This is a genomic window from Caproicibacter fermentans (genome assembly GCF_009746625.1).
Taxonomy (GTDB): domain Bacteria; phylum Bacillota; class Clostridia; order Oscillospirales; family Acutalibacteraceae; genus Caproicibacter; species Caproicibacter fermentans.
Genome location: NZ_VWXL01000058.1, coordinates 13,446 through 36,307, shown reverse-complemented (window position 1 = coordinate 36,307; position 22,862 = coordinate 13,446). Strand labels below are relative to the sequence as shown.

Genomic DNA, 22,862 nt, shown 5'->3' with positions numbered 1-22,862 from the left:
GAAATGGGGGTGTGCAAATGGCATACAGTGAACAGATGTGGCAGGACGCGAAAAAGAAATGCCGCCTGAATAACGAGGACATTGAACTGGCGAAAAGGCTCGGCCTGAATCCGCGCAGCCTCGTCAAAAACATCCCCAATAAAAGCGAGCCGTGGAAAGCGCCGGTCAGCGTTTGGCTGCATGAAATAGATGAAAAGCGCCGGAAGAAATCCGAACAAAAGCAGAAACGCAGGGCAAAAGCCGCAGCCGCCCGAAATGACGGCTCCGACACAAAATGATTCCGTGCCGGAGTCTTTTCTTATCGGGCCAATTCATGTTTCAGTTTTTTTCCCGTCCCGCAGACGCAGGGCGTTTTCAGGCTCTCCAGCACGGAGGGTCTTTCGCTTTTCTCCAGAACTTCCGACGCCTGCCGCTGGGCGGGGGCGCGGCTGTCGATGTCCAGCAGGGCGTTCAGCTCCGCGAGGCGGGCGCTCTTTTGCGCAAGCTCCGCTTCCTGCGGAAACGGCTTGCCGATCTCGGCTTTTGCCGCCGCTATCTGAGAATGAAGATTGTCAAGCTGGGAGTGAACATTCTGCAACCGCATCGGCATATCGGAAAGGGCGTTGTCGATGCGGATCAGATTGCCGCGCACGTCCTTGCCGAGCGTGACGCGGTGGGTCATCTGCCCTTTGAGGGTGAGGATGAAATCCTGTCCGAAACCCTCCACGGACAGAGACATGGTAAAGCCCCGGTAGCTGCCGATCTCCATCGGCTCGAGCCCCTTGACTTCTTTGCAGGCTTCCAGAATGGCGGCACCGGCATTGTCCTTGTCAGTGAGAGAATCGCCCCGCACCACCATCCCGGCAAACCCGTCCTTCGGGTGCGGGTGCGTCTCCAGCGTTGCCATATCCGTTTCCAGACCCTTGATGAAACCTTTGTTGCGCTCAATTTCCTCCGGAAAATATTTGAGCAGATTATCCTCTAACCGGAATTGTTGGCTCTGATGGTTAGCTTTCATGAGTTTCAACTTCGCTACGTCCATGTCGAGGTCCATTTTCTCCTTAATCCGCTCGTCCCCGGCGCACAGCGCCTTGATTTCTGCATAGGAAAGTGCCGTCTCGTCGATGTCCTCACAGGAGCGCACCGGCGATTTGGAAGTCATGATCTGCGAAATGAATTTCTGCTTATTTTCCACAGTTTGCCAGAGGTACGAATCGAATGTCCCTTCGGTGACGTAACGGAAAATATGCCCTTCGGGGTTGGTATTGTACTGCCGGATGATACGGCCTGATCTTTGTTCCAAATCTCCCGGCCTCCACGGGCAGTCCAGATCGTGGGAGGCGATCAGAAGGTCCTGCACATTCATCCCGGCCCCCATTTTGGCGGTACTGCCCATCAGGACGCGCACCTGACCGGCGCGCACCTTTGCGAACAGCTCTTTTTTCTTCACTTCGGTATCGGCGTCGTGGATGAACGCAATCTCACCGGCAGGGACGCCCCGCGCGATGAGCTTATCCCGGATGTCCGAGTAAACGCTGAACGCTTCCGGCGCGTCGGCCTCCGGCAAGGCGTCCTGCAAAGCGTGAAGCTCCGTGCCGCCCGCGAGCTTACCACCGGCTAGAACCGCCCGTTTTTCTTTGGCGGCGTGACCTTTCGGGGTGGAAATGTCGCAGAAAACAAGCTGCGTCAGCTTTTTGTCCTGTCCGTCGTGCCAGAATCGGAAAACGTTGTTGACGCACAGGTTGACCTTGCTGCCGGGATTGTCGGGGAGCATCGGGTTGATGACGCGCTGGTCGAGGCCGAGCTTGCGCCCGTCCGACGTGATTTTGAGCATGTTGTCCAAATGTGGGTCGACGGAACCGGAATGAACGGCGGCGGCTCTCTCCGAAAGCTTTTTTACCATCTCTTTCTGAATTTCAGAGGGCTGCGCGACTTCGTTGTGGTACACCGGCGTCGGTGTAGGAAGATTGAGCTGGTCGGCGGTCTTGATGTCCGCTGCCTCCTTGAACAGCAACATCAGCTCCGGCAGATTGTAGAACCGGGCAAAGCGTGTGCGCGCCCGGTAGCCGGTTCCCTCCGGAGCCAGCTCGATGGCCGTTACGGTTTCCCCGAAAGTCGAGGCCCAGCAGTCGAAATGAACGAGGTTCCGCTCTTTCAGAGTTTCGTACTGGAGGTAGCGCATCATCGTGTACAATTCCGTCATGGAATTACTGACCGGCGTCCCGGTGGCAAATACGACGCCCCGGCTGTGCGTGATTTCGTCAAGATACCTGCATTTCAGAAACATATCGCTGGATTTCTGCGCGTCGGTGGTGGAGAGGCCCGCCACGTTGCGCATTTTCGTGTAGAGAAATAGATTTTTGTAGTTGTGCGCTTCATCCACGAACAGACGGTCCACGCCGAGCTGCTCAAAGGTCACGACATCATCCTTGCGGGAGTTGTCGTTGAGCCGCTTCAACCGGGCCTCCAGTCCCTTTTTCGTGCGCTCCAACTGCTTGATGGTAAACTGCTCCGCGCCGCTGTCTTTGAGTTCTTCCAGCCCGTTTTCAATCTCCCAAATCTGCTCCTGAATAAGCCTCTTTTGGCGTTCCAGAGAGACAGGGATTTTTTCAAACTGCGAGTGTCCCATGATGATCGCGTCGTAATCGCCGGTGGCGATTCGCGCGCAGAACTTCTTGCGGTTGCGCTTCTCAAAATCCTTTCGTGTGGTGACGAGGATGTTGGCAGAGGGGTACAGCCGCAGAAACTCGGAGGCCCACTGCTCCGTCAGGTGGTTCGGAACGGCAAACAGGGATTTCTGACACAGCCCCAGCCGCTTGCCCTCCATTGCGGCGGCGATCATTTCATAGGTTTTGCCCGCGCCCACAACGTGTGCCAGCAGCGTGTTCCCGCCGTAAAGCTGGTGCGCCACGGCGTTTAATTGATGCTCCCGCAGCTTGATTTCGGGGTTCATGCCGGGGAATACAAGATGCCGCCCGTCGTATTCACGCGGGCGGCTGGAATTGAGCAGCTCGTTGTATTTTTTCGTCAGGGCCTGACGCCGCTCCGGGTCTTTCCATATCCAGTCGTGAAAAGCGTCCTTGACGGCCTGCTGCTTCTGCTGGGCGAGAGTGGTTTCCTTGGAATTGAGGACGCGGCGTTCCTTGCCGTCCGGGTCGGTCACGGTATCGTAGATCCGCGTGTCCCGGAGATTCAGAGAATCCTCCAGAATCCGGTAGGCGTTGGCACGGTCGGTGCCGTAGGTGACGTAAGCCGCCACGTTGTTGTACCCGACGCTGTTTTTATTGGAAACAGACCATTCCGCTGTAAACGAGGAATAGTTTACCCGGATGCCGTCCCGCACACCGGACGGCGGGTTGAGCAGTTCCTCCATGAACTGCTGGATGTACTCTTTGTCGATCCACGTCGCGCCGAGGCGCACTTCGATTTCCGAAGCGTCGAGGTCCTTCGGCTGTGCGGCTTCCAGCGCCTCAATGTTGGGGGCGATTTTCTCGGCAAGGTCGGGCCGCATTTCCGAGAGGGCCTTTGCCAGCCGCAGCTTGCGGCGCACGTTGCCGGACAGGTATTCGTCGGCGGTGACGAACGGAATCTTCTCCAGATTATAAAATGCTTTCGGAACGCTTGCCGGGTTCTGTTCGCCCAAGTCGCGGAAAATGACACCCCGCAGTTCGTCGGCCAGCGCCTCCGGTGTTTTTCCGGTAAGGGAGGCCATGTAATCCATATCCACCCGCGCCTTTTCCGCGATGGAGAGCGAGAGAGCTTCCGACGCCGTGTCCACGGACGTGACGATTTTCCGCTGGCGGATGGTGCGCTTGGTGAACATGTCGGCCTTGCGCTCTAACTTGCCGTCCTCGTCAATCACTTCCAGAGAGCAGAGCAGATAGTACGAGGAATCCTCCGCGAACGCAAGGCTGTTGCCGCGCGAATTGATGAGGCCGTATTTTGAGGAAAAAGCGTCATAGAGCCGGTTCAGCTCCGCTTGTGTTCTTTTGATTTCTGTGTCGGAGGCGTATTCGTCGAGTTGCTGGTTGATGAGATTTTGCACACAGTCCCGCAGCTCCACCATGCCCATGACGCGGGCCTTGGCTGTTTCGTTCAGCTCCGGCCGCACCATGCGGGAGTTTTCCCGGTAGTACACTTTACCGTCCACGACGGTATAGGAATAGTTTTTTACTTCGGGATCTGCCGGGATGGAATCGTCGATTTCCTCGTTCTCACCGAGATCCGGCAGTTCCGCTTCGGCCATCTGTCCCTGAAGGTGGGAAACCGCCTCGTGGAGCTGTTCGGAAAGATCGGTATCGGGAAATGGCTCACAGGTTGTTTCCTTTTTATCGCCGTGCATCTTATCGTCCCATTGAATGGTTCCCAGCACCATTTCGGGATGATCGGCAAAATAACTGTTGACGGGGATTCCGTCCTCGGTCTGGCCCAGATTCACCCAATCCGGCTCGATGTCGATGGGCCGGTCGCGCTTCTGGAGAAAGAGGATGTCGGTGGTGACTTCCGTTCCGGCGTTGGCCTTGAAAGCGTTGCTGGGAAGCCGGATTGCCCCCAGCAGTTCCGCGCGCTCCGCGATGTACCGCCGCACATCCGGAGACTGTTTATCCATTGTGTAACGGCTGGTTACGAACGCAATCACGCCGCCCGGACGCACCTGATCGAGCGTTTTGGCAAAGAAATAATCGTGAATCGGAAAGCCGAGCTTGTCATAAACCCGGTCGGAAACCTTGTAGCTGCCGAACGGTACGTTGCCTACTGCCAAATCGAAAAAGTCTTTCCGGTCGGTGGTTTCAAAGCCCTCCACGGTGATGTTGGCATTTGGGTAAAGCTGTTTGGCGATCCGGCCCGTGATGCTGTCCAGTTCCACTCCGTATAAATGACTTCCAAACAGTTCATTGGGAAGTAACCCAAAGAAATTGCCGACGCCGCAGGCCGGTTCCAAAATATTGCCGGTCTGAAAGCCGAGATTTTTCACAGCTTCATAAATGGCCTTGATAACCGTGGGGCTGGTGTAGTGGGCGTTCAGGGTGGAGGCCCGCGCCATTTCATATTCCTCGGCGGTCAGCGCGCCGACCAGCTCCGTGTATTCCTTGGCCCATGAAGCATTATTCGGGTCGAACGCCTGCGGGATGCCGCCCCAGCCGACATAGCGGGAGAGCGTTTCCTGTTCCTCCGGCGTCGCCGTCCGGCCCTCGGCCTCGATCTGTTTCAGGGTGCGGATGGCCGCGATATTAAAGTTGTACTTGGTTTTCGCGCCGCCCTCGCCCAAATGGTCGTCGGTAATGCGGAAGTTTTCGGCGGCGGGCTGCTCCGGCGTAAACAGGGCGGTGTTGCGTTCATCCTGCCGGATGCCGTTTTCAAAGGCGTCGCGGTTGACCACTTCATGGCTCCACGAATAGGGGCCGGTGTCGATGCGCACGTCCTTTTCCCCGACGTACCCAACGGTGCCGGACAGCTCCTGCCCGCCGTAATCCAGCACCGCGTGATCGCCCGGTTGATAGGACGGTTCGCCCGCGAGACTTACAGGCTCCCGCAGGACCGGTTCATGGGAAAAACCGTCCTGTTCCCGCTGATACAGGGTGCGGAGGATGGGGGCGATTTCTTCCCAACGGGCGCTCCGCTTGCTGTTGTATTTGTCGTGAATATTGACCTCGAAACCCGTGGTGGTGGCAAAGAAGTCCGCCGTGTCGCCGGTGGTCAGTTCCATCGTATCGGAAGTACCGGCGTAGGTTTTGGAAAGGCGCTGGGCCACGCGGGTATTGCCCTCGTTTTCGCGGAAATATCCCGCGATATTTTCCTTGTCCCGCTGTTCCAGCAGGCCGGAAGTCAGGGCCTCGCGCAGATCAGCGTCCGTGTGTTCCAAATTTGCAGCCAGAAACTCTGTAATTGAGCCGTTCCGGGAATCCTGACGCAGCAGGCGCTCAAAGTTCTCCCGGCTCTCTGCGCGGAAGATGGGATAGGCAAGCGCCGGATCGCGGAGCTGAACATTGGAAGTGCCGATGTCGGTGATCTCAAAGGGCTTGTTATCCAGATATACCGTGTCGCCTACCTTGTAGGGGAGTTGGATTGTGGCGCTGTCGGGAACCGCGCGCTGTAACACCGCCCACTGCTCGTCGGAAAGCGTTATATCCACTTCTTGGGAAGCGACGCCGTTTCCGATGGTTATGGTGTCGCCGGTGCGGGCGATCGGCTGACCGCTCAAATCGGGCGGCACGGGCTGTTCTTCCGGTGCGTAAAAACGATTCTTCCGGATGAGCTGGGCGATGCGCCGCTGCACCTTCGGCCACGGCAAATCCGTCGATGTGTGACCAACGGTAACGGGAAAAGCGGGGAGATCGTCGCCGTACTCGGCGCGCAGAAATGCCGCCGTGTTCTTGTCACGGGCATGTTCCCGCATATACTCAACAACGGCGTTTTTGCTATCAGTGCTACCGTTCCATTCCTGAAGGGCGGCGTCAATGTCGGTCTGGACCGTACTGCGCTTTTCCGGCTTCTGCTGTGCGGGCACAGAAAAAGCGGAGGGCTTTTCGCTCTCCGCTTCATCAATCCGCTGTATTTGTTCCTGCTCCGACGGAAAGAAACTTAGCTGTAGATAAGCTCCGTCAGAATCGTTTCCTCGGCCTGCGCTTTCAGGCCGTTCATGAGGCCCACCCAGCGCATCGGGTCGGAGGCTTTCAGGCTCTCCGTCATGCCCGCCGATTTCATCAGCTCCGGCATCATGCGTTCCAGCCGCGCCGTCGCCGTCCGCTCGATCTCCAACAGGTGCGGGTACAGTTCCTCCGACAGCAGCAGGCTGCTGTACAGGACCGGGCGGTGTTCTTTCAGGTAATTCTTGCGCATTCTCCCGTATTTCCCGATGCTCTCCGTCGGCTCCGTGATGATCAGGTCCGGAATTAGGTAATCCCCATTCCGGTTGTAAGTCAGGTTGTTCTCCATGTGTAGCGCTCCTTTCCGCGATGTGTTCGCGCTCATAATTTTTAACGGTGACTTCGATCTGCCGCAGCACCCGTTCGCTTGCCTCACTGACCGCCGAGCCGAGGGCGGCGACGGTATCCGGCGTGTTGAAATCAAAGATGCTCAGAAAGTCCTCATGCTCAAAGTATTCGTCGGGTTCCAGCCCGCAGCGGGACAAAACCGCGTAAGTGATGCTGACAGAGGCGGCATTTCGGAACTGCGCTCCGATGTTGAACTCATCATATTCCTCTAAAAAGCTGCCGTCAACGATGTGAAGAATATCGTACTGATGCTCCTGCCAATATTCGTTTGCCAACTGTCCGGCGATCTGCTCCAACTGATCGGCAAGACCTTTTTCGCCGGGAACCTCGTATTCCTGTTCCAGCGCCGCCGTAACCGTGTCCTCATGTTCCGAGCGGTACTGCCAAAGGTAAGGGCGGCGGGAATTTTCCCTGCCGCCCGTATCGGAAATATCAAAGACGTACCGGATTCCCGGCCTGTCGCCGGATGCGTCGATGAGCGCAATCCCTTTGCTGCCGCGCCGGACGTACCGGCGCATTTTTTCGTTCCAGACCTCATAACCGGCGCAGGCCATCGCGTTGGGGCACTGGGCGTAGATCATGAGCTGCTCATGGTACGGATACTTGTAGAGCCGCGCGGCTGTCCTCAGAAAATCCGTCCAGCTTTCATGACTGGCGGTGATCTGCGTCGCCGCGCGGTCGGCCATCTGCGCCAGAGCCTGCACATTACTCGGCATATTGAAATTCCTCCTTCCAGTGTTTTGGACAAAAAAAGAACAGCCCGAAGGCTGCTCTTTTCGTTTTGTTGAAATGATCTTATCTGCTCAATAAATCGAAATTTTTTTATGACAAAGGTGGTCAGTTTTCATTGCCAGACGGCAAAGTCTGCATAAGGGCAAAGAAACGGTCTGGCTTCCCGGTACTGAAATATTCATACCAGATTTCCAGTGTGTCTGACTGAAAAACACCTAAATGTCCGATAATTTGTTTCGCCCACAGCAAAGCTCCGGCGGAGCCTGCCGTAATCAGGTTATGATCCACCACAGAGAGCTGGTCTACATAAAAGCTTTGCCCTTTATAACCGGGAGCAACCATTTCAAGAAATCCCAGCCCGTTACTGGTATGCGGGCGGTTATCCAATAGCCCGAAGCTGGCAAGCGCAGCGGTAGCCCCGCAGATTGCGCACACCGTCGCGCCTATAGAAAGAAATCCGCCTGCTTTTTCGATGATCGCGCTATGCTTCGGGTCGTTCCATGTAGTTGCACCCGGTAATATCAGCACGCTTGTTTCGCTCACAACCATATCATCGATCAAGCAATCGGGCGCGATTGTCAGCCCGCCCATTGTCCTGATCGGTTCTTTGGAAGCACTGACCGTTTTGAGTGATACCCGTTGCGCGTCCTTTTTGAAAAATCGGCCGGAATTCAGTTCCGAAGTAACATACCCCAATTCCCAGTCGGCTAAAGTATCCAGAACGTAAACATAGATTGTAAACATAAACTTCCTCCGTTTTATTGTTTCATTGATTTGTTTGCATTTTTATAGTACCATGTAATCGTTGACAACAGTATGGCAATAATCAAAAAAATTTTGAACGGCGGTGAACAGATGAAAGTTGAGAGACTTGTTAGCATTATTATGATACTCCTTGATAAAGAGCGTATAGGCGCACAGGAGTTAGCAGATATGTTTGAAGTATCGCCCCGCACAATTTACCGCGACATAGACACGATCAACATGGCAGGAATTCCTGTTCGCTCTACATCGGGAGTGGGCGGCGGCTTTGAAATCATGCAAAAATACAAGATTGATAAAAAGGTTTTTTCAACTGCCGACCTTTCCGCCCTCTTGATGGGACTTTCCAGTCTTTCGGGCATGATACGAGGTGATGAGCTGGTACACGCGCTTGCGAAAGTCAAGAGTTTTATTCCCGCTGACAGAGCGAAAGACATTGAATTAAAAGTAAATCAAATAAACATAGATTTAAGTCCGTGGATGGGCAACAGGAACATACAACCATACTTAGAAATTATCAAAACGGCTTTGCAGGAAAGCAAGCTACTTTCGTTTGAATATATAGCTCACCACGGAAACAGAACCGCACGAACAGTCGAGCCATATCAGCTTGTATTGAAAAGTAGTCATTGGTATTTACAAGGGTATTGCCATAAAAGAAATGATTTTCGCTTGTTCAGACTATCTCGCATGTCGAACCTACAAATGCAAGAGAAAACTTTTGCACTACGAGATTATCAAAAACCGACTTTAGACTTTACGGATATTTTGGAAACTATGCAAACAAAAATCAAAATCCGTATTCATAAATCTGTGATGGATAGAGTGCTTGATTTTTGCTCTTATGAAGATTTTTCGTCCGACGGTGATGAGTATTACATTGTTAGTTTTCCTTTCATAGAGAAAGAATACTACTACGATATTCTTTTAAGTTTTGGGGATAAATGCGAGTGTTTAGAACCGTTGCATATCCGCGCAGAAATGAAGCGTAGAATACATGATATAGCATCATTATACGAAAACTAAAACAAAGAGTATATTCTCATATTAAAAATATACCGCCATGCCAACATTAGTTTTTGCGTAGGAAATACAAACAATCTCACTCAGACAAATTCAGGTTTATCTATCAGTATAATGTCACCATAAAATTGAAACTACTTTTCATCTTCTTTTTCAAAGTCCGGGAACAGGTCAAACTCGGCGTATTCAGCATCGCTCATATTCCGGAGTTTTCCCAGTGCGGAATCCGTCAGGGCCAGAAGCTCCGTTTCCTCCGCGCCGAGATAGCCGCGCATCTGCGTCAGCTCCGTGATCAGACCCTCCCGCGTCCCGGTATTGTAAATGCACATCAGGTTGATTTCGTCGTTGGCAAACATATCACCGCTCCATTTCCGCGCCTCTGTCGGGCGCTGCTTTTTTGTGTTCCCGATTGATTGGCTGGTTCCTGAGCTGTTCCACGACGGATTTTTTCTTTTCGTCGTGTTCCCGCCGAGACGCCTCGGCAAGCTTCAGAAGGGAGATCGGCTGACCGGCTTTGGCCTGCTGTTCCAGCTCCGCGACGGTGGAATTTTTTCCGTTGTCGATGATGCCGTCGATCATGTCGTAGTCGTCTTCCATTGCCATTTCCGCGTTTTTCAGGTAATTCTCCGGTTTCAGAAAAGCCGGAAGCTCCTGAAAACCGAAGCTGTCCACGTAATGACAGGATACAACGCCGTTCTGCTTTAAGGCAACGATGTCGCTGACGGACAGGCTCGGCCTGTGATAATCGGCGGGATGATCGTTGTTGAACCTGTCCCACAAAACAGCCAGTTTTTCCTCTGCATTGCCCTTATCGGTGAGAGGGGCGGTATAGGCAAGATCATAATTGCCGTGATCCACGGAAATGCCTTTGGATTCCAGCCAACTGAGCGGTTCAAACCGGATGTCCCGCAGTTCGTCTTTATCCTTCACCTGATAAATGGCGAAAGCGTCCTGAGGGGTTTTTAAAAAGGCGGCTTCCCGCTGCTCCTGATGCTTCATTCGGTCCTCTATAGCGGATGAAAACTCCCGGCTTTCCTCCCACTCCTCGCGGCTCACGGCAAACAGGCCGCTGTGTGCCTGAATCTCATCCGGGTCGAAAGCCATGCTTGCGCCGCCGTCCTCAATCATGTAAACGGTGAGGTCCTGCTCAAAAAGTTCCAGCGCCCGGTCTTTGGAGAGGGGCAGCAGGTCGCCATCCAGATACCCGCAGGCTTCCAGATCGGCCACGGTCAGTTCTAAATCCGGCATGGGGTATTCGTCGAGCGCCAGCTCCGGTGCGTCCGGCAGCATACCGGCTTCTTTTGAAGATGTAGGGGCATCTTGTGCCCCTGGCACGGGATTTTGATGATCACCCATGCTTATATGATTTTTACGGATATATTCCTGTACATCCTGCTCATGCACGGCGGCAATATCCCTGAGAATGTCTAGCGGCACCTTTTCCGAGGTTGCAGGGGCCAAGTGTTCAAGGGCAAGCGCCTGTTCGTAAGCGGTCGGAATGGAACTGACGCCCTCATCGGCAAACCCGCTTGCCGTTTCCCGCAGATTTTCCTTATCGTAAAGGGTATAGCCGTATCCGTCCTCGTTTTCCTTCAAATAAAGGTAGGCGGCGTTATCCAGCAGATACATCGCCTCAGTTTCCCTCGGCGGGTAGATTTTTTCGATTTCGTCCAACTGCCGCAGAAGCTCGTTCGGGGACGTCGCGCCCTCGACCTTGGCAGCATTGAGGATTGCCGCACGGGTGTCTTTTCCGTAACCGCTTTTCAAATCTTCCACGGTGGCCGGGATTTCTTCCTCAATAGAATTCAGAGGAAACGGCGGTTCCATGACGGAAGTTGTGTACCGATATGTGTCCGCGGCGAATTGTTCCAGTATGCTGTCATACTCTTTCTGAACCTCGCAGAAATTTTGGTCAATGTCGGAGATCAGGCCGGAAGCAGTCTTGTTGATCGTTTCCAAAGAAGCCCGCAGCTCCGGCAGTTCCTTGTCCTTGCTCCAAGAGGCGATATAGCCGAAGCTGTTTTCTCCGGTCTGGATGCCGTAATACTGGCAAACGGCATAGGAAACGCTTTCGGCCTCCACTTCCTCGGTGCGCCGGTCTTTTGGATTGGGAGGCTCGGCGGTTCCATCCTCTTTAGCGGCGTCAAGCCGAGCCTGTTCGTAGTTGTGCAGCGTGGCGTGGGTGATTTCGTGGACGGCAGCGGAGACGGTCTGCACTTCGCTAATGCCGGACCGGATGGCGATGCGCTGGTCTTTTTCGCTGAAATAGCCGTCCGTATTCGGCTCCATCGTTTCAAAAGTAAGCGGAACGGGAGAAGAACGCCGCAGCACCTCTATGAAAATCTCATATTGCTTCACGTTCCCCATGAGATCATTTGCAAGCGTCGGCAGTGGCTTTCCTTCGGTCTGCGATACGTCAAAGACCGATACCACCTTGTACATGGGGATTTTGATTTCCTTTTTCTCCATGATGACCTTGCCGTCTGCGTCCAGCATGGGAGTTTTGGTTTCAGGGTCTAGCTTTTCTTCCTCGATTTTCTTTTTGAACGGTGTGGGCGCGATGATCTTGATTCCCTTTTCGCCCCGCATCACGTTTCGGCTGAACTGATCGTGCCATTTATTAAAACCAGCGACCAAAGTAGCCCCCGGCTTCTGCATATAAATGAGCATGGTGTTATTGACGGAATAGTGGTGAAAACGGGACATGGTGCGGAGGTACTGCGCGTATCGGTCGCTCTGGAACAGGTCTTTGATGCCCTGTTCAATGCTGTCGGTAATTTCTTTCAGCCGTTCCTTATTCTTTTCGGCCATAGTTTTGCTCCTTTCGCAGATCATAGAATTGAAAAAAGCACGCTCCCGCACAGGCTGGGGTAAAACCTACGCGGGAGTGGACTCATTATTTGTTTTTGGAGCATATGCTCCTGCCGGGAGGGCGTATTTTCGTTGCTTTTGCCCGCAAACTGTCGGCTTCGCGCCGCCGGTCGCTGTACGGTTCCCGAACGGAAATACAGCGTTTGGGAACAAGATAGCTGACGGCTTCGCAATGCTCCGGGCGCTCCGGCTTCACCTTGTCAGGGTATTTCTCGGCCAGCCGTTTGAGCTTTTTGATGAGCTGATTGTTGTGCGTGAAAACGCTGGCCGTCGCTTCTTCCTCGTTATAGCAGATGATCGTCTCCCGCTCATATTTCGTAAGTTTCATGATCTGCCACGCTTTTTCGTCCCCGAATCAAATACCAGTTTGAAGTTGACGCGCTCCCCGGTGTCCTCCAAAATCACCGTGGTGTCGTAAGTCTTGCCGGTTTTCTCGGAATAACATCCGCTGAGCTTCGCGCACCCGTCCTTCAGGAGCGCGGCGGCAATAGATTTTGTCAGCGTCTTTTTCTTGGCGGCGAAAAACCGGTTGTCCTTCCAAAGCCCGAACTGGCAATCGTCGTTTTCACAGAAAAAGCCTTTCTTACTTTCGGTCACGCTCCCGCCGCAGCGGGGACATTTGCCGATTACCTCGCGCCCGGAGGGGAACAGCACTTCCGCGCCCTTGACCGGTGCATAGGTTTTAATAAGTTCCCGGAGCATCGCGGCGATGCCGTCCATAAAGGCGTCCGGTTCCAACTCGCCGCGCTCCACCTGTTTGAGTCGGTTTTCCCATTCGGCGGTCAGCAGCGGGGATTGAAGCTGTTCCGGCAGGACGGTGACGAGCGATACGCCGACCTGAGACGGGATAAGATTGACGGTTTTCTTGGCCTTTTTCCGTTCCACGAATCCGGTGGTAACGAGCTTTTCCAGAATGGCCGCGCGGGTGGCGGGGGTGCCGAGGCCTTTTCTTTCCGCGTCATCGGGCATATCCTTTGCACCCGCTGTCTCCATCGAGGAAAGAAGCGTATCCTCCGTGTAGTGTTTGGGCGGCGAGGTTTTGCCCTCCTTGATGGAAACAGAGGAAACAGGGACACTTTGCCCTTCCGTCAACTCTGGCAGGGACTTGTCGGCCTGTTCCCGCAAATAGGCTTTCCAGCCGAGAATGAGGATCGTCTTGCCCTTGGAGGTAAAGTCATACCCGGCGCAGTCCAGCGTGACGGCGGTTTCGGCGTATTGGTACGGACTGCCGACCGCGCAGAGAAGCTGCCGGGAAACCAGCCGCAGGATTTCACGTTCCCCGGCAGGCAGCGCGGAAACATTCGCTTTGCCCGCACCGGAGGTGGGAACGACGGCGTGATGGTCGCTGACCTTCGTACTGTCGCAGACCTGACCGGCGTTGAGGTTTTCGGAAACATCCGCGCCGCAGATCGAGGCTGCAACGGAAGCAAGCGCCGAGACGGTCCCTTCCATATCGTTTGTCAGGAACCGGCTGTCCGTGCGGGGATAGGTACAGAGCTTTTTTTCATAGAGCGATTGCAGATAGTCCAGCGTCTGCTGGGCCGTGTAACCGAGCAGACGGTTGGCGTCGCGCTGGAGGGTGGTCAGGTCGTATAGCGCGGGAGCCTTTTCGGCTTTTTCCTTCCGATTCACGTCCCTGACGGTAGCCGATTTGCCTTTGCAGGCAGCGGCGACCGCTTCAGCCTCCGGTTTCGCTTTCAGCTTGTCGCTGGTTGCGGTGAAACCACCACAGTCGAGGTTAACCGTATAGAACGGCTCTGGCTGAAATGCGGAAATCTCCGCTTCCCGCTGCACGATGAGTGCCAGCGTCGGAGACATGACGCGCCCGACGTTAAGAGTGCGGTGATAAAGGACGGAAAACAGGCGCGTAGCGTTGATGCCCACCAGCCAGTCGGCCTTAGAGCGGCAGAGCGCGGACTGATGCAGCCCGTCGTAGTCCCGGCCCGGTTTCAGATCGGCAAATCCCTGCCGGATGGCTTCATCCTCCATGGAAGAAATCCAGAGCCGTTTCATTGGCTTTACGCAACCGGCCATGTCGTACACAGTGTGGAAGATAAGTTCGCCCTCGCGTCCAGCGTCGCAGGCGTTGATAACTTCGCTCACATCGTCGCGGCGCATCAGGTCGCGGAGAATAGCAAACTGCTTTTGTTTGTCCCCGCTTACGGCAAACCGCCAGTTTTCCGGTAGAATGGGTAAATCCTCGCGCCGCCATTTCGCGTATTTTTTATCATAGGTGTCGGCGCTGGCCAGCTCCGCGAGGTGGCCGAGGCACCATGAAACGATGTAGCCGTTACCCTCCAGAGACCCGTCGCCGCGCTGCTTTGCACCGATCACGGCGGCGATACTTTGGGCAACAGAGGGCTTTTCACTGATTACAAGTTTCAATTTTTTCTCCTTTCGTGCAAACATAGAAAAAAGGCAACCGATTTCTCGATTGCCCTTCATGGTAACAACTATTCACTTTGAGATACTAGATCTTTGGCTTCGTATAACGTTTATAATCTTTCGAGCATTTCATGGCTCATTGTCCGAAAGACCTGGCAGTATTTTTTAAATCCATCCGAGCCAATGATATAGATGTTCGGCATATAAGCTAATCTTTTTCTAGAATATTCAATGCGTTCCAGACCATTATCGATAGCCGTGTGATTGCTTAAAGCCACATCTACATTTTTGCGCATTGACACATCTACAAAATAATCCAATGATTTCAGGTACTGTTTCACTTCAGCCTTTGTCCAAGGTGGCGTAGTACCTCCACATAATGCTGCCATGTGATTTTCTCCGCTTTCTGTTACGGGGAATATATAACTCAGGCAGCCAGGGGTATGACCAGGCGTACTGTAGACGAATATTGTCTTGTTGCCTAATTTTATGGTATCTCCATCTTGCAGATAGTGATCAATATCGTAATCTTTCCATGTTTCAGGTCTATCCGGTTTTGTCGGATGTTCCTGCCAGAAAATATCATCTACTTTGGAGAGATATGTGTCCACATGATATCGTTCAACAAACCATTTACCGCATCCTGTATGGTCAACATGGCCGTGCGTTAGAAGCAGCTTTTTAATGGTGTCCGGATTCCATCCTACATCTTTAATCGCAGCTACGATAGCATCAAAAGCTTTTTTCGACGGCCAAATGGCATCAATGATAATCAATCCATCATCCGTCTTTAATACGAAGCAGTTTGTTTCTCTTTGAGCAATAATTAGCAGGTCATCAAAAATCAGCGAATGGGTAAAAAACGACATATCCTCCATTGCTCGAATTGTTTCACTTGAAAAAGCTGGTTTATCTAGTCTCATCATTTACGATGCACTCCTCTGTACAATTTGTGTTTCATTTTTGTACAGAGGATAAGCGATTCTTGGGTGGCATACCATCACTTCCTTATAACAAACGATGCTCCTAATTTCAAAAGCATCAAGAATTCGCAAAACAAATAGTCAGTAATACATATCCTTATAGAATATTTTATCACACAGACTTATCCGAAGCAAGCCGGAACGTTATTGCTCCGGCTTGATGCTTTTCTGTGTGATGATAAGGTCGCGATAACTGTCATGTGAGCGGTCAGGTTGGCCTTTCGGCGGGGCGGGAGGCCGTTCCTCCCGCCTGTACTGAGGCTTCTGCACCATCATCCGCTCGAAAGGGCTGTCGGTGAAAAAAGTCATTCGCCCTCACGCTCCGTTTCATCGTCGGATGATTCGGAACCGTCTTCCTGCTCTGTTTCCTCATCAGGAACTTCCTGCCCGGATTCCTCATCCTCGTCCTCGGTATAATCGTAATCGTCCGGGTCAGGTTTGTTCTTATCTTTTTTACCCGGCTTGCGGAATTTGAAAAACCAGACTGCCGCACCGACGAGAACGGCCGCAAGAATGGCAACCGCCGCGATTCCGGCGCTGCCGTTCTGCTTTTCCGGTCGGGAAGCGGATGAAGCCGTGGGCGTTGATGCGGTCGGCGCGGAGGATACCTCCGGGCTGGAAACTGTCTTGGACGAGGAAGAACCGGAAACATCCTCGTTGTCGCTCTTTGCCAGCGCAAGCAGGTCCTTGTCCGTCACGGCGTCGAGGAAATAAACGTTTTCGGCGTTTTTCTGTCGGTCGATAATCAGGTAAAAGACGTGCTTGCTCGGCGTGGTAATCGTGAAAAACTCCTTGCCGTCCTCATTGGTTACGTTGTCGATCACCGTCCCGGTGCCGTCCGGCGTCAGCGGTTTGAGAGATGTTCCGGAAGACGTTGGGGACGACGCCGACGACGAAGCAGTATTGCTCTGCGCGGCGCTGGAACTGCTCAAAGTTGGAGAGGTTTTCCCTTCGCTGTAGGCGAGGGCGTTGACGGAAAAAGCCGCCGTGCAGGACACGGCGGCTATCAGGCAGACGAATATGCGGATTTTAGATTTCTTCATGACTTTCCTCCTGTTTGTTCTGATCGAGCACGGGGCGATTCTCGCGGGATGCTTTCATGAGCGCGGACAGTTCCTCCGCCGTCATGCCCATACCCCGCACCAAGCCGATAATATCGAGATTTTCCAGTTCCCGGCGCTGCTTTTCCAGTTCCTTCTGCCGATCTTGCAGCGCTGAGATTTTTTCCGCGTTCTTTTCATACTCGGCGTCGATTTTTTTGAATTTCGGATTCACGGTTCATTCCTCCAATCTGTTTATGGGTTCGGTAATCTGCCAAACGTGTAAAAATGGCTCTGCCAGTAGCTTGTGTTGAGGTTCGAGTAGCCAATGGGGTCACCCGCAGCGAGCATCATGCCGTTTCCCACATAGATGCCCACATGGGACACGCCGTCGGTGTCATAAGTGTGTTCAAAGAAAACAAGGTCGCCGGGTCTTACGTCGGCGGTAGAAACCGGAGTGCAGATGTTGCAGAGGCCCTGCGCCCCCAGCCGTCCCACGTTCCATCCGCTGTGATTGACCACCCACGACACATAGCCGGAACAGTCGAACGAGGTTTTTGGGCTGCTGCCGCCCCAGACGTAGGGATAGCCGATGTACTTTTTCGCCTCCGTCATCATGGCGGCGAACCGTGTGTCCGCCATCGCCTCCGGGGGAATATCGTACTCCGTTGGCTTTTTGACAGTGGATGCGTTTGGATAGGCCGATGTGGGGAATAGATCGGGCCGGTTGCCGAGGGTCGCCATATACATCGAGTACATGCCGATCTGGTTCTCGTTCATAATCGAAATAGGAAGATGGGACAAATCCTCGTTGTGCAGCTTCACGCTACAGATAGTATAGGTATAGGGGACCTGCCGGGTTTCGGTGTGAGTTGTGCCGTCCGGGTCCGTCACGGTATCCGTTTCCGTGCGGGTTCGGGTTTCCGTCTCCACGGTCTGCGTCAGTTGGTATTCTTTTGAGAACAGCGTGGAAAGCGTGTCTCGGACTTCATCCAGCGTCCATTCGCCGCCGTGCCACGCGGTCAGGATGGAGATCAGCACATACGGGTCGTGACCGATTTTATCGAGCGTATAGTGATATTCGTCGTACCCGCCGTGCCTCTGCTCGTAATGGTTGATTTCGTCCTGAAGATCTGCTTCTTTTTGGGCGTAGGCGACTTCCGCGCCGAGCATGGCGTCGTCCGTGGAAGGATAGGTGGACGCGGTAACGCCGGACAGTGCCCCCTCCAGCAGAACCGAGCTGGAAGATAGGATGTTCAGAAGCAGGACAAGCACCAGAAAAATGCCTGCGGTAATAAGAAAACCATTCCGGTGCCGTCCGACAAAAGCCGCCGCCCGCTTGCCCTCCCGCGCCGCCGTCTTTGCCGCTTTAGAAGTGTTTCCGGCGGCTTTCCCTGCGGAACCGGTAAACTGCCCGGCCCGTTTCGCGGCGGCGTACTGTTTTTTGACGGCCCGCTTCTGCCGCCAATGGGCCAAAGGATTGCCGGAGGGCTGCTGATTATCCTGCGCGGCCTTTTTCTGCAAATAACCGAGGTTTGCGCGGTCCAGCCGTTTTTCCGCTTTGGCCGATTCCCGGTAGGGTTTCAATTTGTGGGAGCAATGGGCGCTGCGCGCCAGACGCCCGCCCGTTTCGGCGGCTTCCTCGCTTTTGTGCGCGGCCTCCACGCCCACGTTTTCATCCTCGGACTGCCGGATTTCCCGGTGGAACTGCATCAAGACGGCGTTCCCGGGTGCGTCCCGGACGGCGTGGGTGAGCTTGGACGGCTTTTTCTTGTTTACTTCCTCAAAATACAAGCGCATCTTTGCTTTACCCGTAGGCTTATCAAAGGTGCGCTGCTTGCAAAGAACTTTCTTTTTTGGCATTTTTGCCTGTGCGCGGTCAGCTTTTACCGCCGTCCTGTCCACTTTCCGGATGTGTTTTTCCAGCGTGGGGTCGGCGCGTTCCTCCTTCGTGAATTGCAGGCGGGGCGCTCGTTTTTCCATCACAGTCACCTCCTGTCCCGCTGAATAGGAATGCTCATGTTGCCGCCACTTCCTGCGGCTTGGTGGTCATGATACGGTACAGCTCCGTGTTCTTCGGAAAATGGTCAATAAACGGCAGAATGACGTTGCCGTAAAACAGCAGCCCTTCGCCCTCGCCGGAATGGGTGACATAGGAAAGCTGATGCGGCGAAATGCCGAGCTGCTTGGCGAGAATCTGCCGGTCGCCAGAAGCCTGATTGAGCATATAGATGTAATCCGAGTTTTCGAAGATGTTCTCGATTTCTCTTGAAGAAAGAAGATCCTTGATGTTCTGCGTGATCCCGGTCGGGATGCCGCCCCACTTGCGGAACCGTTTCCAGATTTCCACGGAATAGGCGGCGGTCTGTTCTTCTTTTAGGAGCAGATGAAACTCGTCGATATAGTAGCGCGTGGATTTTCCCACGGCGCGGTTGACGGTGACGCGGTTCCAGACTTGATCCTGCACGATGAGCATCCCGATTTTTTTGAGCTGCTTGCCCAGCTCCCGGATGTCGTAACTGATGACACGGTTTTTTACATTCACAGTAGTGCGGTGGTTGAACACGTTGAGGGAGCCGGTGACGTAGATTTCCAGTGCCGTGGCGATGTACTGCGCTTCCTTTTCATCCTGCCGCCGCAGCTCGTTATACAAATCTTCCAGAATCGGCATGCTCTCCGGGCGCGGGTCGTTCAGGTAATCCCGGTACACCAGCCTCACGCAGCGGTCGATGATGGTCTTTTCCACCGGCTGCAAGCCCTCTTTGCCGCCGACGATCAGTTCACAGAGCGAAAGGATGAAATCGGACTTGAGCGACAGCGGGTTTTCTTCCTCGGAATAGTTGAGGTTGATGTCCATCGGATTGATGTAATCGGTGGACGCGGGCGATATTTTGATGATCTGCCCGTGCAGGCGCTCAATCAGCGGGCCGTATTCGGCTTCCGGGTCGCAGACGATGATGTCGTCGTTTGTGACGAGGAACACATTGACGATTTCCCGTTTCGCGGCGAAGGATTTGCCCGCGCCCGGTGTGCCGAGAATCAGACCGTTCGGGTTTTTCAGGAGCTTTCTGTCCACCATGATGAGGTTGTTGGACAGGGCGTTCAGCCCGCAGTACAGCGCCTCGCGCCCCGTCTGGAACAGCTCCTGCGTGGTAAACGGGATGAAAATAGCGGTGCTTGATGTGGTCAGGCCCCGCTGGATTTCCACCTGATTCAAACCGAGCGGCAGACTGCTCATCAGCCCTTCCTCCTGACGGAAATCGAGCCGGGTCAGTGCGCAGTTGTATTTCTGCGCGAGGGAGCTTGCCTGAAACACGTTGTTGTCGAGCCGCTGCCGGTTCTCGGCCACGTTGAGGACGAGGAAGGTCACAAGGAACATGCGCTCGTTGCGGGACTGTAAATCCTGCAACAGTTTTTTCGCTTCCTCGCCGTAGGTGGCGAGGTCGGATGGGATAATGTCCATGTCGTAACCGGAACGGATGGCCTTTTTCTGTTCCTGAATCTTCATGGAATCGAGGTCCGTGATTTTCCGTTTCACCGTCTTAATGGCGCTCACCTGGTCGATGGATTGGATGTGCATGTTGACGATGAGGCTGGATTCCATATCGAGAAAATCGGCCAGCATCCGGTCGTTCAGCTCCGGCGCGAGGATTTGGAAAAATGACACCGTGCCCACCTGACGCCCCATGCCGAATATATTTCCGCTTTTGAACTCGAAGGAGGACGGCGCGATGAAGTCCTTGACGGACAGGCCGGAAGGAGCCAGCCAATCCCACGAAAAACGAAACGGCTCCGGCGCGTCCATATGGAAGATGTCGTGCAGCAGCCGCAGACGGTCCTCGCCGTTCAGAGAAGCGGCTGTTATGCCGAGATGCTTGAAGTTGTTCAGAATGTCGATCTCGATACGCTCCAGCCGGGGCTTGGCCGCTTTCAGAATGTCCGCCTCGACGCCGAAGGTCAGGTATTTGGTTTTAATAAGGCCGTTGTTGCCTTTGGCAAGCTGGTTCCGGAGCATTCCCGTATACTCCGAACGCAGACTGTCGAAATCGTCGCCCTGCGGCGAGATGGTGACACTTTTCGCAAAGCTGTCCCGCGTTGCGGAAAGGTTCAGAAACGAGAGCTGAAACTTGATGGAACTGTCGAAATAGTTGAGAAAATCGCACCAGCCCTCAAAAATGGCGGTCTTATCCTCGTTCTGGTTGAGTTGATAGTTGATGTCCTGAAACTGAACGGTTTTCGTATAATAGCTGTCGGTCACGCGGCAGATGCCATCCGGGAACATACGCTCAAACGGGATACTGTCCTGTGCCGACTGCTTTTTCTTATCGGTCTGCCGTGCTTTTGCGACGGCGGCTTCGATCTGGCGCCTTTCGGCGCGGGACAATGATCTCATGACCGGTTTTTGCTTTTTTACTGACAATCCGACGCACCTCCTTATCTAATTGGCTTTGCCGCGCGAGCACGGCGTAATAGTTGTTGGTCTGATAGGGCCGCTGCTTTGGCCGGAGAAACAGCACACGGGCAATGTTGCGGACGATTTTTTCCATCGGCAGGCCGTTTTTCTCATAGACGGCCATCAGGAAAAACGGCAGCATGATGAGCACCATGCAGAGGGAAGCGGCCCCGGCGCTGAAACCCGCAGGCCCTTTGAGCAAAAAGAAAAGCGGTACGCCCACAAGCGCGCCGCCGCTGAAACAGACAAGCTGCCGTTTCGTTAAATTGAACAGGACCTTGGTTTTTACGGCGGTCAGGTCCTTGGGGACGGGAACATAAGCCAAAAAAACACCTCCTACAAAAGAATTGGCTTGTGGTATACTGGAAGAAAACTGAGATTGGAGAAAATCTTTATGAACACGGAAAATTTATTGCCGATTGCGCTGGACGCCGTTGTGCTGGATTGCAAAGATGTTGCCGCATTATCCGATTTTTATATTCGGCTGTTGGGATGGAAAAGAAATTACGACGAGGGCGAAGAATGGGCTGATATTTCTTCTCCGATCGGTAATGTCAAAATTGCCTTTCAGCACAACGAGGATTATGTTCCTCCGGTATGGCCGGAAGAACCGAATGCTCCGCAGCAAATGGCGCACTTGGATTTTACAGTGAAAAACGGAGAACACATGGAACAGGCGGTGCAGCATGCGATTTCCTGCGGCGCTGTGAAAGCAAAGACGCAATACGGCGAAGATAAATGGACAACCATGATCGACCCGGCGGGGCATCCGTTTTGTTTTGTCATTTGGCCGTAAAATCAGTGCGCGTTGAAAATGGACTTTGCAAGGCTTCCGGTCTTAAAAAGCGTGAAGCACAGCAGCACTGTGTAGCCCATGCACGTCCAGATCGCCTTGCTGATGTCCGTGCTCACGCTGATGCTTTTTACCAGAACGGCGTAGATCGCCACGCAGACGATGATGAGAAAGCCCTGAAACCCCAGCGCGAACAGGGAGCGCAGATAATTCTGGCCCATGCCGCCCGATTCCCGGTTCAGCATCGTCGCCATCGGGATCGGCGCGATGGAAGTGGCTAAATAGATCTCGATCATCCTGCCGTACACGATGATGAAAATGCAGATTGTGAGCGCCCACATGGTAAAGCCCACGAAAATGCTCTGGAACCACAGCCCGAACAGGGGGCCGAGGTCCATTGCCATGAGCCGCGTTTGAAGGTTTGCCGTGACGGAGCTGATGTCGATGGACGTGTCGGAGACGATGATCCCAGCCGCGCTGTTGACCACACTCTGCGCCACGTCGAATATGCCCATGACGATATTCCATGTGTTGGTCACGATGAGGATGGCGCAGGCCGTTTTAAAAATCCAACGAAAAAAAACGGCACTTTCTATGTCGTGAAAATTGTTTTTGTCGGTAATGATCTGGATCAGCTCCAGCGTCATGACAAACGCGAGGATCAGGCCTGCGATGGGCATCATGATGTTTTCGGAAAGAGTCCGGATCATGTTGTAAATGCCGGTGTTCCATGCCTGCGGCGTCGTTCCCACCTGAGAGGCGATCTGCCCGACCTGTGTGTTCACGTTGTCGAACATGCCCGACAGGTTGTTCATGATGCCGCCGACGAGTATTTCTTTCAGCCAT

General features: G+C 53.7%; 20 protein-coding genes. 5 read left to right on the top strand and 15 right to left on the bottom strand.

What is annotated here, in order from left to right; genetic code table 11:
* Positions 1-17: 17 nt before the first annotated feature.
* A complete protein-coding gene (locus CAFE_RS10825; protein ID WP_066647768.1) occupies positions 18-278 on the top strand; it encodes a hypothetical protein in 261 nt (86 codons plus the stop codon).
* A 20-nt stretch (positions 279-298) separates the two neighbouring features.
* Here CAFE_RS10825 and CAFE_RS20785 read toward each other — a convergent pair whose 3' ends face one another.
* Together CAFE_RS20785 and CAFE_RS20100 are read right to left on the bottom strand one after the other, a co-directional pair.
* A complete protein-coding gene (locus CAFE_RS20785; RefSeq protein ID WP_461950002.1) occupies positions 299-6,376 on the bottom strand; it encodes a DEAD/DEAH box helicase family protein in 6,078 nt (2,025 codons plus the stop codon).
* 185 nt (positions 6,377-6,561) lie between these two features.
* Entirely contained in the window at positions 6,562-6,915 is a 354-nt protein-coding gene (locus CAFE_RS20100; protein ID WP_233452783.1) for a TnpV protein, read from the bottom strand.
* On the opposite strand from CAFE_RS20100, the gene CAFE_RS20095 reads away from it, so the two are divergent.
* Positions 6,914-7,186 carry a hypothetical protein gene (locus CAFE_RS20095; protein ID WP_233452782.1) on the top strand — a complete coding sequence of 91 codons (273 nt, stop codon included), beginning with the start codon at positions 6,914-6,916 and terminating at the stop codon, positions 7,184-7,186. The genes CAFE_RS20100 and CAFE_RS20095 overlap by 2 nt on opposite strands.
* An 18-nt stretch (positions 7,187-7,204) precedes the next feature.
* Entirely contained in the window at positions 7,205-7,762 is a 558-nt protein-coding gene (locus tag CAFE_RS20090) for a hypothetical protein (protein ID WP_233452781.1), read from the top strand.
* 49 nt (positions 7,763-7,811) lie between these two features.
* Here the strand turns inward: CAFE_RS20090 and CAFE_RS10815 are convergent, their stop codons facing one another.
* Complete coding sequence (locus CAFE_RS10815; protein ID WP_156990660.1) at positions 7,812-8,450, bottom strand: type 1 glutamine amidotransferase family protein; 639 nt, start codon at positions 8,448-8,450, stop codon at positions 7,812-7,814.
* Positions 8,451-8,561: 111 nt separating this feature from the next.
* Here CAFE_RS10815 and CAFE_RS10810 point away from each other — a divergent pair, with 111 nt between their 5' ends.
* Complete coding sequence (locus CAFE_RS10810; RefSeq protein WP_156990659.1) at positions 8,562-9,494, top strand: helix-turn-helix transcriptional regulator; 933 nt, start codon at positions 8,562-8,564, stop codon at positions 9,492-9,494.
* 131 nt (positions 9,495-9,625) lie between these two features.
* Here CAFE_RS10810 and CAFE_RS10805 read toward each other — a convergent pair whose 3' ends face one another.
* The 11 genes from CAFE_RS10805 to CAFE_RS10755 all read right to left on the bottom strand — a co-directional run bounded on the left by CAFE_RS10805 (position 9,626) and on the right by CAFE_RS10755 (position 21,548).
* On the bottom strand, positions 9,626-9,847 hold the full coding sequence (locus tag CAFE_RS10805; protein WP_156990658.1) for a transposon-transfer assisting family protein: 222 nt from the start codon (positions 9,845-9,847) through the stop codon (positions 9,626-9,628).
* A gap of 1 nt (position 9,848) precedes the next feature.
* Positions 9,849-12,302 carry a YodL domain-containing protein gene (locus tag CAFE_RS10800; protein WP_156990657.1) on the bottom strand — a complete coding sequence of 818 codons (2,454 nt, stop codon included), beginning with the start codon at positions 12,300-12,302 and terminating at the stop codon, positions 9,849-9,851.
* 85 nt (positions 12,303-12,387) lie between these two features.
* Complete coding sequence (locus CAFE_RS10795) at positions 12,388-12,690, bottom strand: immunoglobulin (RefSeq protein ID WP_156990656.1); 303 nt, start codon at positions 12,688-12,690, stop codon at positions 12,388-12,390.
* Positions 12,687-14,747: a DNA topoisomerase 3 gene (locus tag CAFE_RS10790; RefSeq protein ID WP_156990655.1), complete on the bottom strand. Its 2,061-nt coding sequence runs from the start codon at positions 14,745-14,747 to the stop codon at positions 12,687-12,689. The genes CAFE_RS10795 and CAFE_RS10790 overlap by 4 nt, the downstream gene beginning before the upstream one ends.
* 110 nt (positions 14,748-14,857) lie before the next feature.
* Positions 14,858-15,673 (bottom strand): MBL fold metallo-hydrolase, encoded by an 816-nt coding sequence (locus CAFE_RS10785; protein WP_156990654.1) that lies wholly within the window; start codon positions 15,671-15,673, stop codon positions 14,858-14,860.
* A 201-nt stretch (positions 15,674-15,874) separates the two neighbouring features.
* Positions 15,875-16,039 carry a hypothetical protein gene (locus CAFE_RS10780; protein ID WP_156990653.1) on the bottom strand — a complete coding sequence of 55 codons (165 nt, stop codon included), beginning with the start codon at positions 16,037-16,039 and terminating at the stop codon, positions 15,875-15,877.
* On the bottom strand, positions 16,036-16,773 hold the full coding sequence (locus CAFE_RS10775; protein WP_156990652.1) for a DUF4366 domain-containing protein: 738 nt from the start codon (positions 16,771-16,773) through the stop codon (positions 16,036-16,038). The genes CAFE_RS10780 and CAFE_RS10775 overlap by 4 nt, the downstream gene beginning before the upstream one ends.
* On the bottom strand, positions 16,760-17,005 hold the full coding sequence (locus CAFE_RS10770; RefSeq protein ID WP_330593938.1) for a DUF4315 family protein: 246 nt from the start codon (positions 17,003-17,005) through the stop codon (positions 16,760-16,762). Before CAFE_RS10770 ends, CAFE_RS10775 begins: the two co-directional genes overlap by 14 nt.
* A 20-nt stretch (positions 17,006-17,025) precedes the next feature.
* Positions 17,026-18,753, bottom strand: a complete 1,728-nt coding sequence (locus CAFE_RS10765) for a C40 family peptidase (protein ID WP_156990651.1) — start codon at positions 18,751-18,753, stop codon at positions 17,026-17,028.
* Between the two features lie 34 nt (positions 18,754-18,787).
* Entirely contained in the window at positions 18,788-21,163 is a 2,376-nt protein-coding gene (locus tag CAFE_RS10760; protein ID WP_156990715.1) for a VirB4-like conjugal transfer ATPase, CD1110 family, read from the bottom strand.
* Complete coding sequence (locus tag CAFE_RS10755) at positions 21,093-21,548, bottom strand: PrgI family protein (RefSeq protein WP_156990650.1); 456 nt, start codon at positions 21,546-21,548, stop codon at positions 21,093-21,095. The genes CAFE_RS10760 and CAFE_RS10755 overlap by 71 nt, the downstream gene beginning before the upstream one ends.
* Positions 21,549-21,617: 69 nt before the next feature.
* Here CAFE_RS10755 and CAFE_RS10750 point away from each other — a divergent pair, with 69 nt between their 5' ends.
* Positions 21,618-22,019, top strand: a complete 402-nt coding sequence (locus tag CAFE_RS10750) for a VOC family protein (RefSeq protein WP_156990649.1) — start codon at positions 21,618-21,620, stop codon at positions 22,017-22,019.
* A gap of 2 nt (positions 22,020-22,021) precedes the next feature.
* Here the strand turns inward: CAFE_RS10750 and CAFE_RS10745 are convergent, their stop codons facing one another.
* On the bottom strand, positions 22,022-22,831 hold the full coding sequence (locus CAFE_RS10745; RefSeq protein WP_413814430.1) for a VirB6/TrbL-like conjugal transfer protein, CD1112 family: 810 nt from the start codon (positions 22,829-22,831) through the stop codon (positions 22,022-22,024).
* Positions 22,832-22,862 lie beyond the last annotated feature (31 nt).

Bases quoted from the DNA above. Each gene is read 5' to 3' on its own strand.
- CAFE_RS10780 (WP_156990653.1), bottom strand. From the start codon at position 16,039: ATGACTTTTTTCACCGACAGCCCTTTCGAGCGGATGATGGTGCAGAAG.
- CAFE_RS20100 (WP_233452783.1), bottom strand. From the start codon at position 6,915: ATGGAGAACAACCTGACTTACAACCGGAATGGGGATTACCTAATTCCG.
- CAFE_RS10765 (WP_156990651.1), bottom strand. From the start codon at position 18,753: ATGGAAAAACGAGCGCCCCGCCTGCAATTCACGAAGGAGGAACGCGCC.
- CAFE_RS10810 (WP_156990659.1), top strand. From the start codon at position 8,562: ATGAAAGTTGAGAGACTTGTTAGCATTATTATGATACTCCTTGATAAA.
- CAFE_RS10800 (WP_156990657.1), bottom strand. From the start codon at position 12,302: ATGGCCGAAAAGAATAAGGAACGGCTGAAAGAAATTACCGACAGCATT.
- CAFE_RS10825 (WP_066647768.1), top strand. From the start codon at position 18: ATGGCATACAGTGAACAGATGTGGCAGGACGCGAAAAAGAAATGCCGC.
- CAFE_RS10805 (WP_156990658.1), bottom strand. From the start codon at position 9,847: ATGTTTGCCAACGACGAAATCAACCTGATGTGCATTTACAATACCGGG.
- CAFE_RS10775 (WP_156990652.1), bottom strand. From the start codon at position 16,773: ATGAAGAAATCTAAAATCCGCATATTCGTCTGCCTGATAGCCGCCGTG.
- CAFE_RS10795 (WP_156990656.1), bottom strand. From the start codon at position 12,690: ATGAAACTTACGAAATATGAGCGGGAGACGATCATCTGCTATAACGAG.
- CAFE_RS20095 (WP_233452782.1), top strand. From the start codon at position 6,914: ATGTGTAGCGCTCCTTTCCGCGATGTGTTCGCGCTCATAATTTTTAAC.
- CAFE_RS10750 (WP_156990649.1), top strand. From the start codon at position 21,618: ATGAACACGGAAAATTTATTGCCGATTGCGCTGGACGCCGTTGTGCTG.
- CAFE_RS10815 (WP_156990660.1), bottom strand. From the start codon at position 8,450: ATGTTTACAATCTATGTTTACGTTCTGGATACTTTAGCCGACTGGGAA.
- CAFE_RS20785 (WP_461950002.1), bottom strand. From the start codon at position 6,376: ATGCGGGAACATGCCCGTGACAAGAACACGGCGGCATTTCTGCGCGCC.
- CAFE_RS10785 (WP_156990654.1), bottom strand. From the start codon at position 15,673: ATGATGAGACTAGATAAACCAGCTTTTTCAAGTGAAACAATTCGAGCA.
- CAFE_RS10760 (WP_156990715.1), bottom strand. From the start codon at position 21,163: ATGAGATCATTGTCCCGCGCCGAAAGGCGCCAGATCGAAGCCGCCGTC.
- CAFE_RS10745 (WP_413814430.1), bottom strand. From the start codon at position 22,831: ATGAACAACCTGTCGGGCATGTTCGACAACGTGAACACACAGGTCGGG.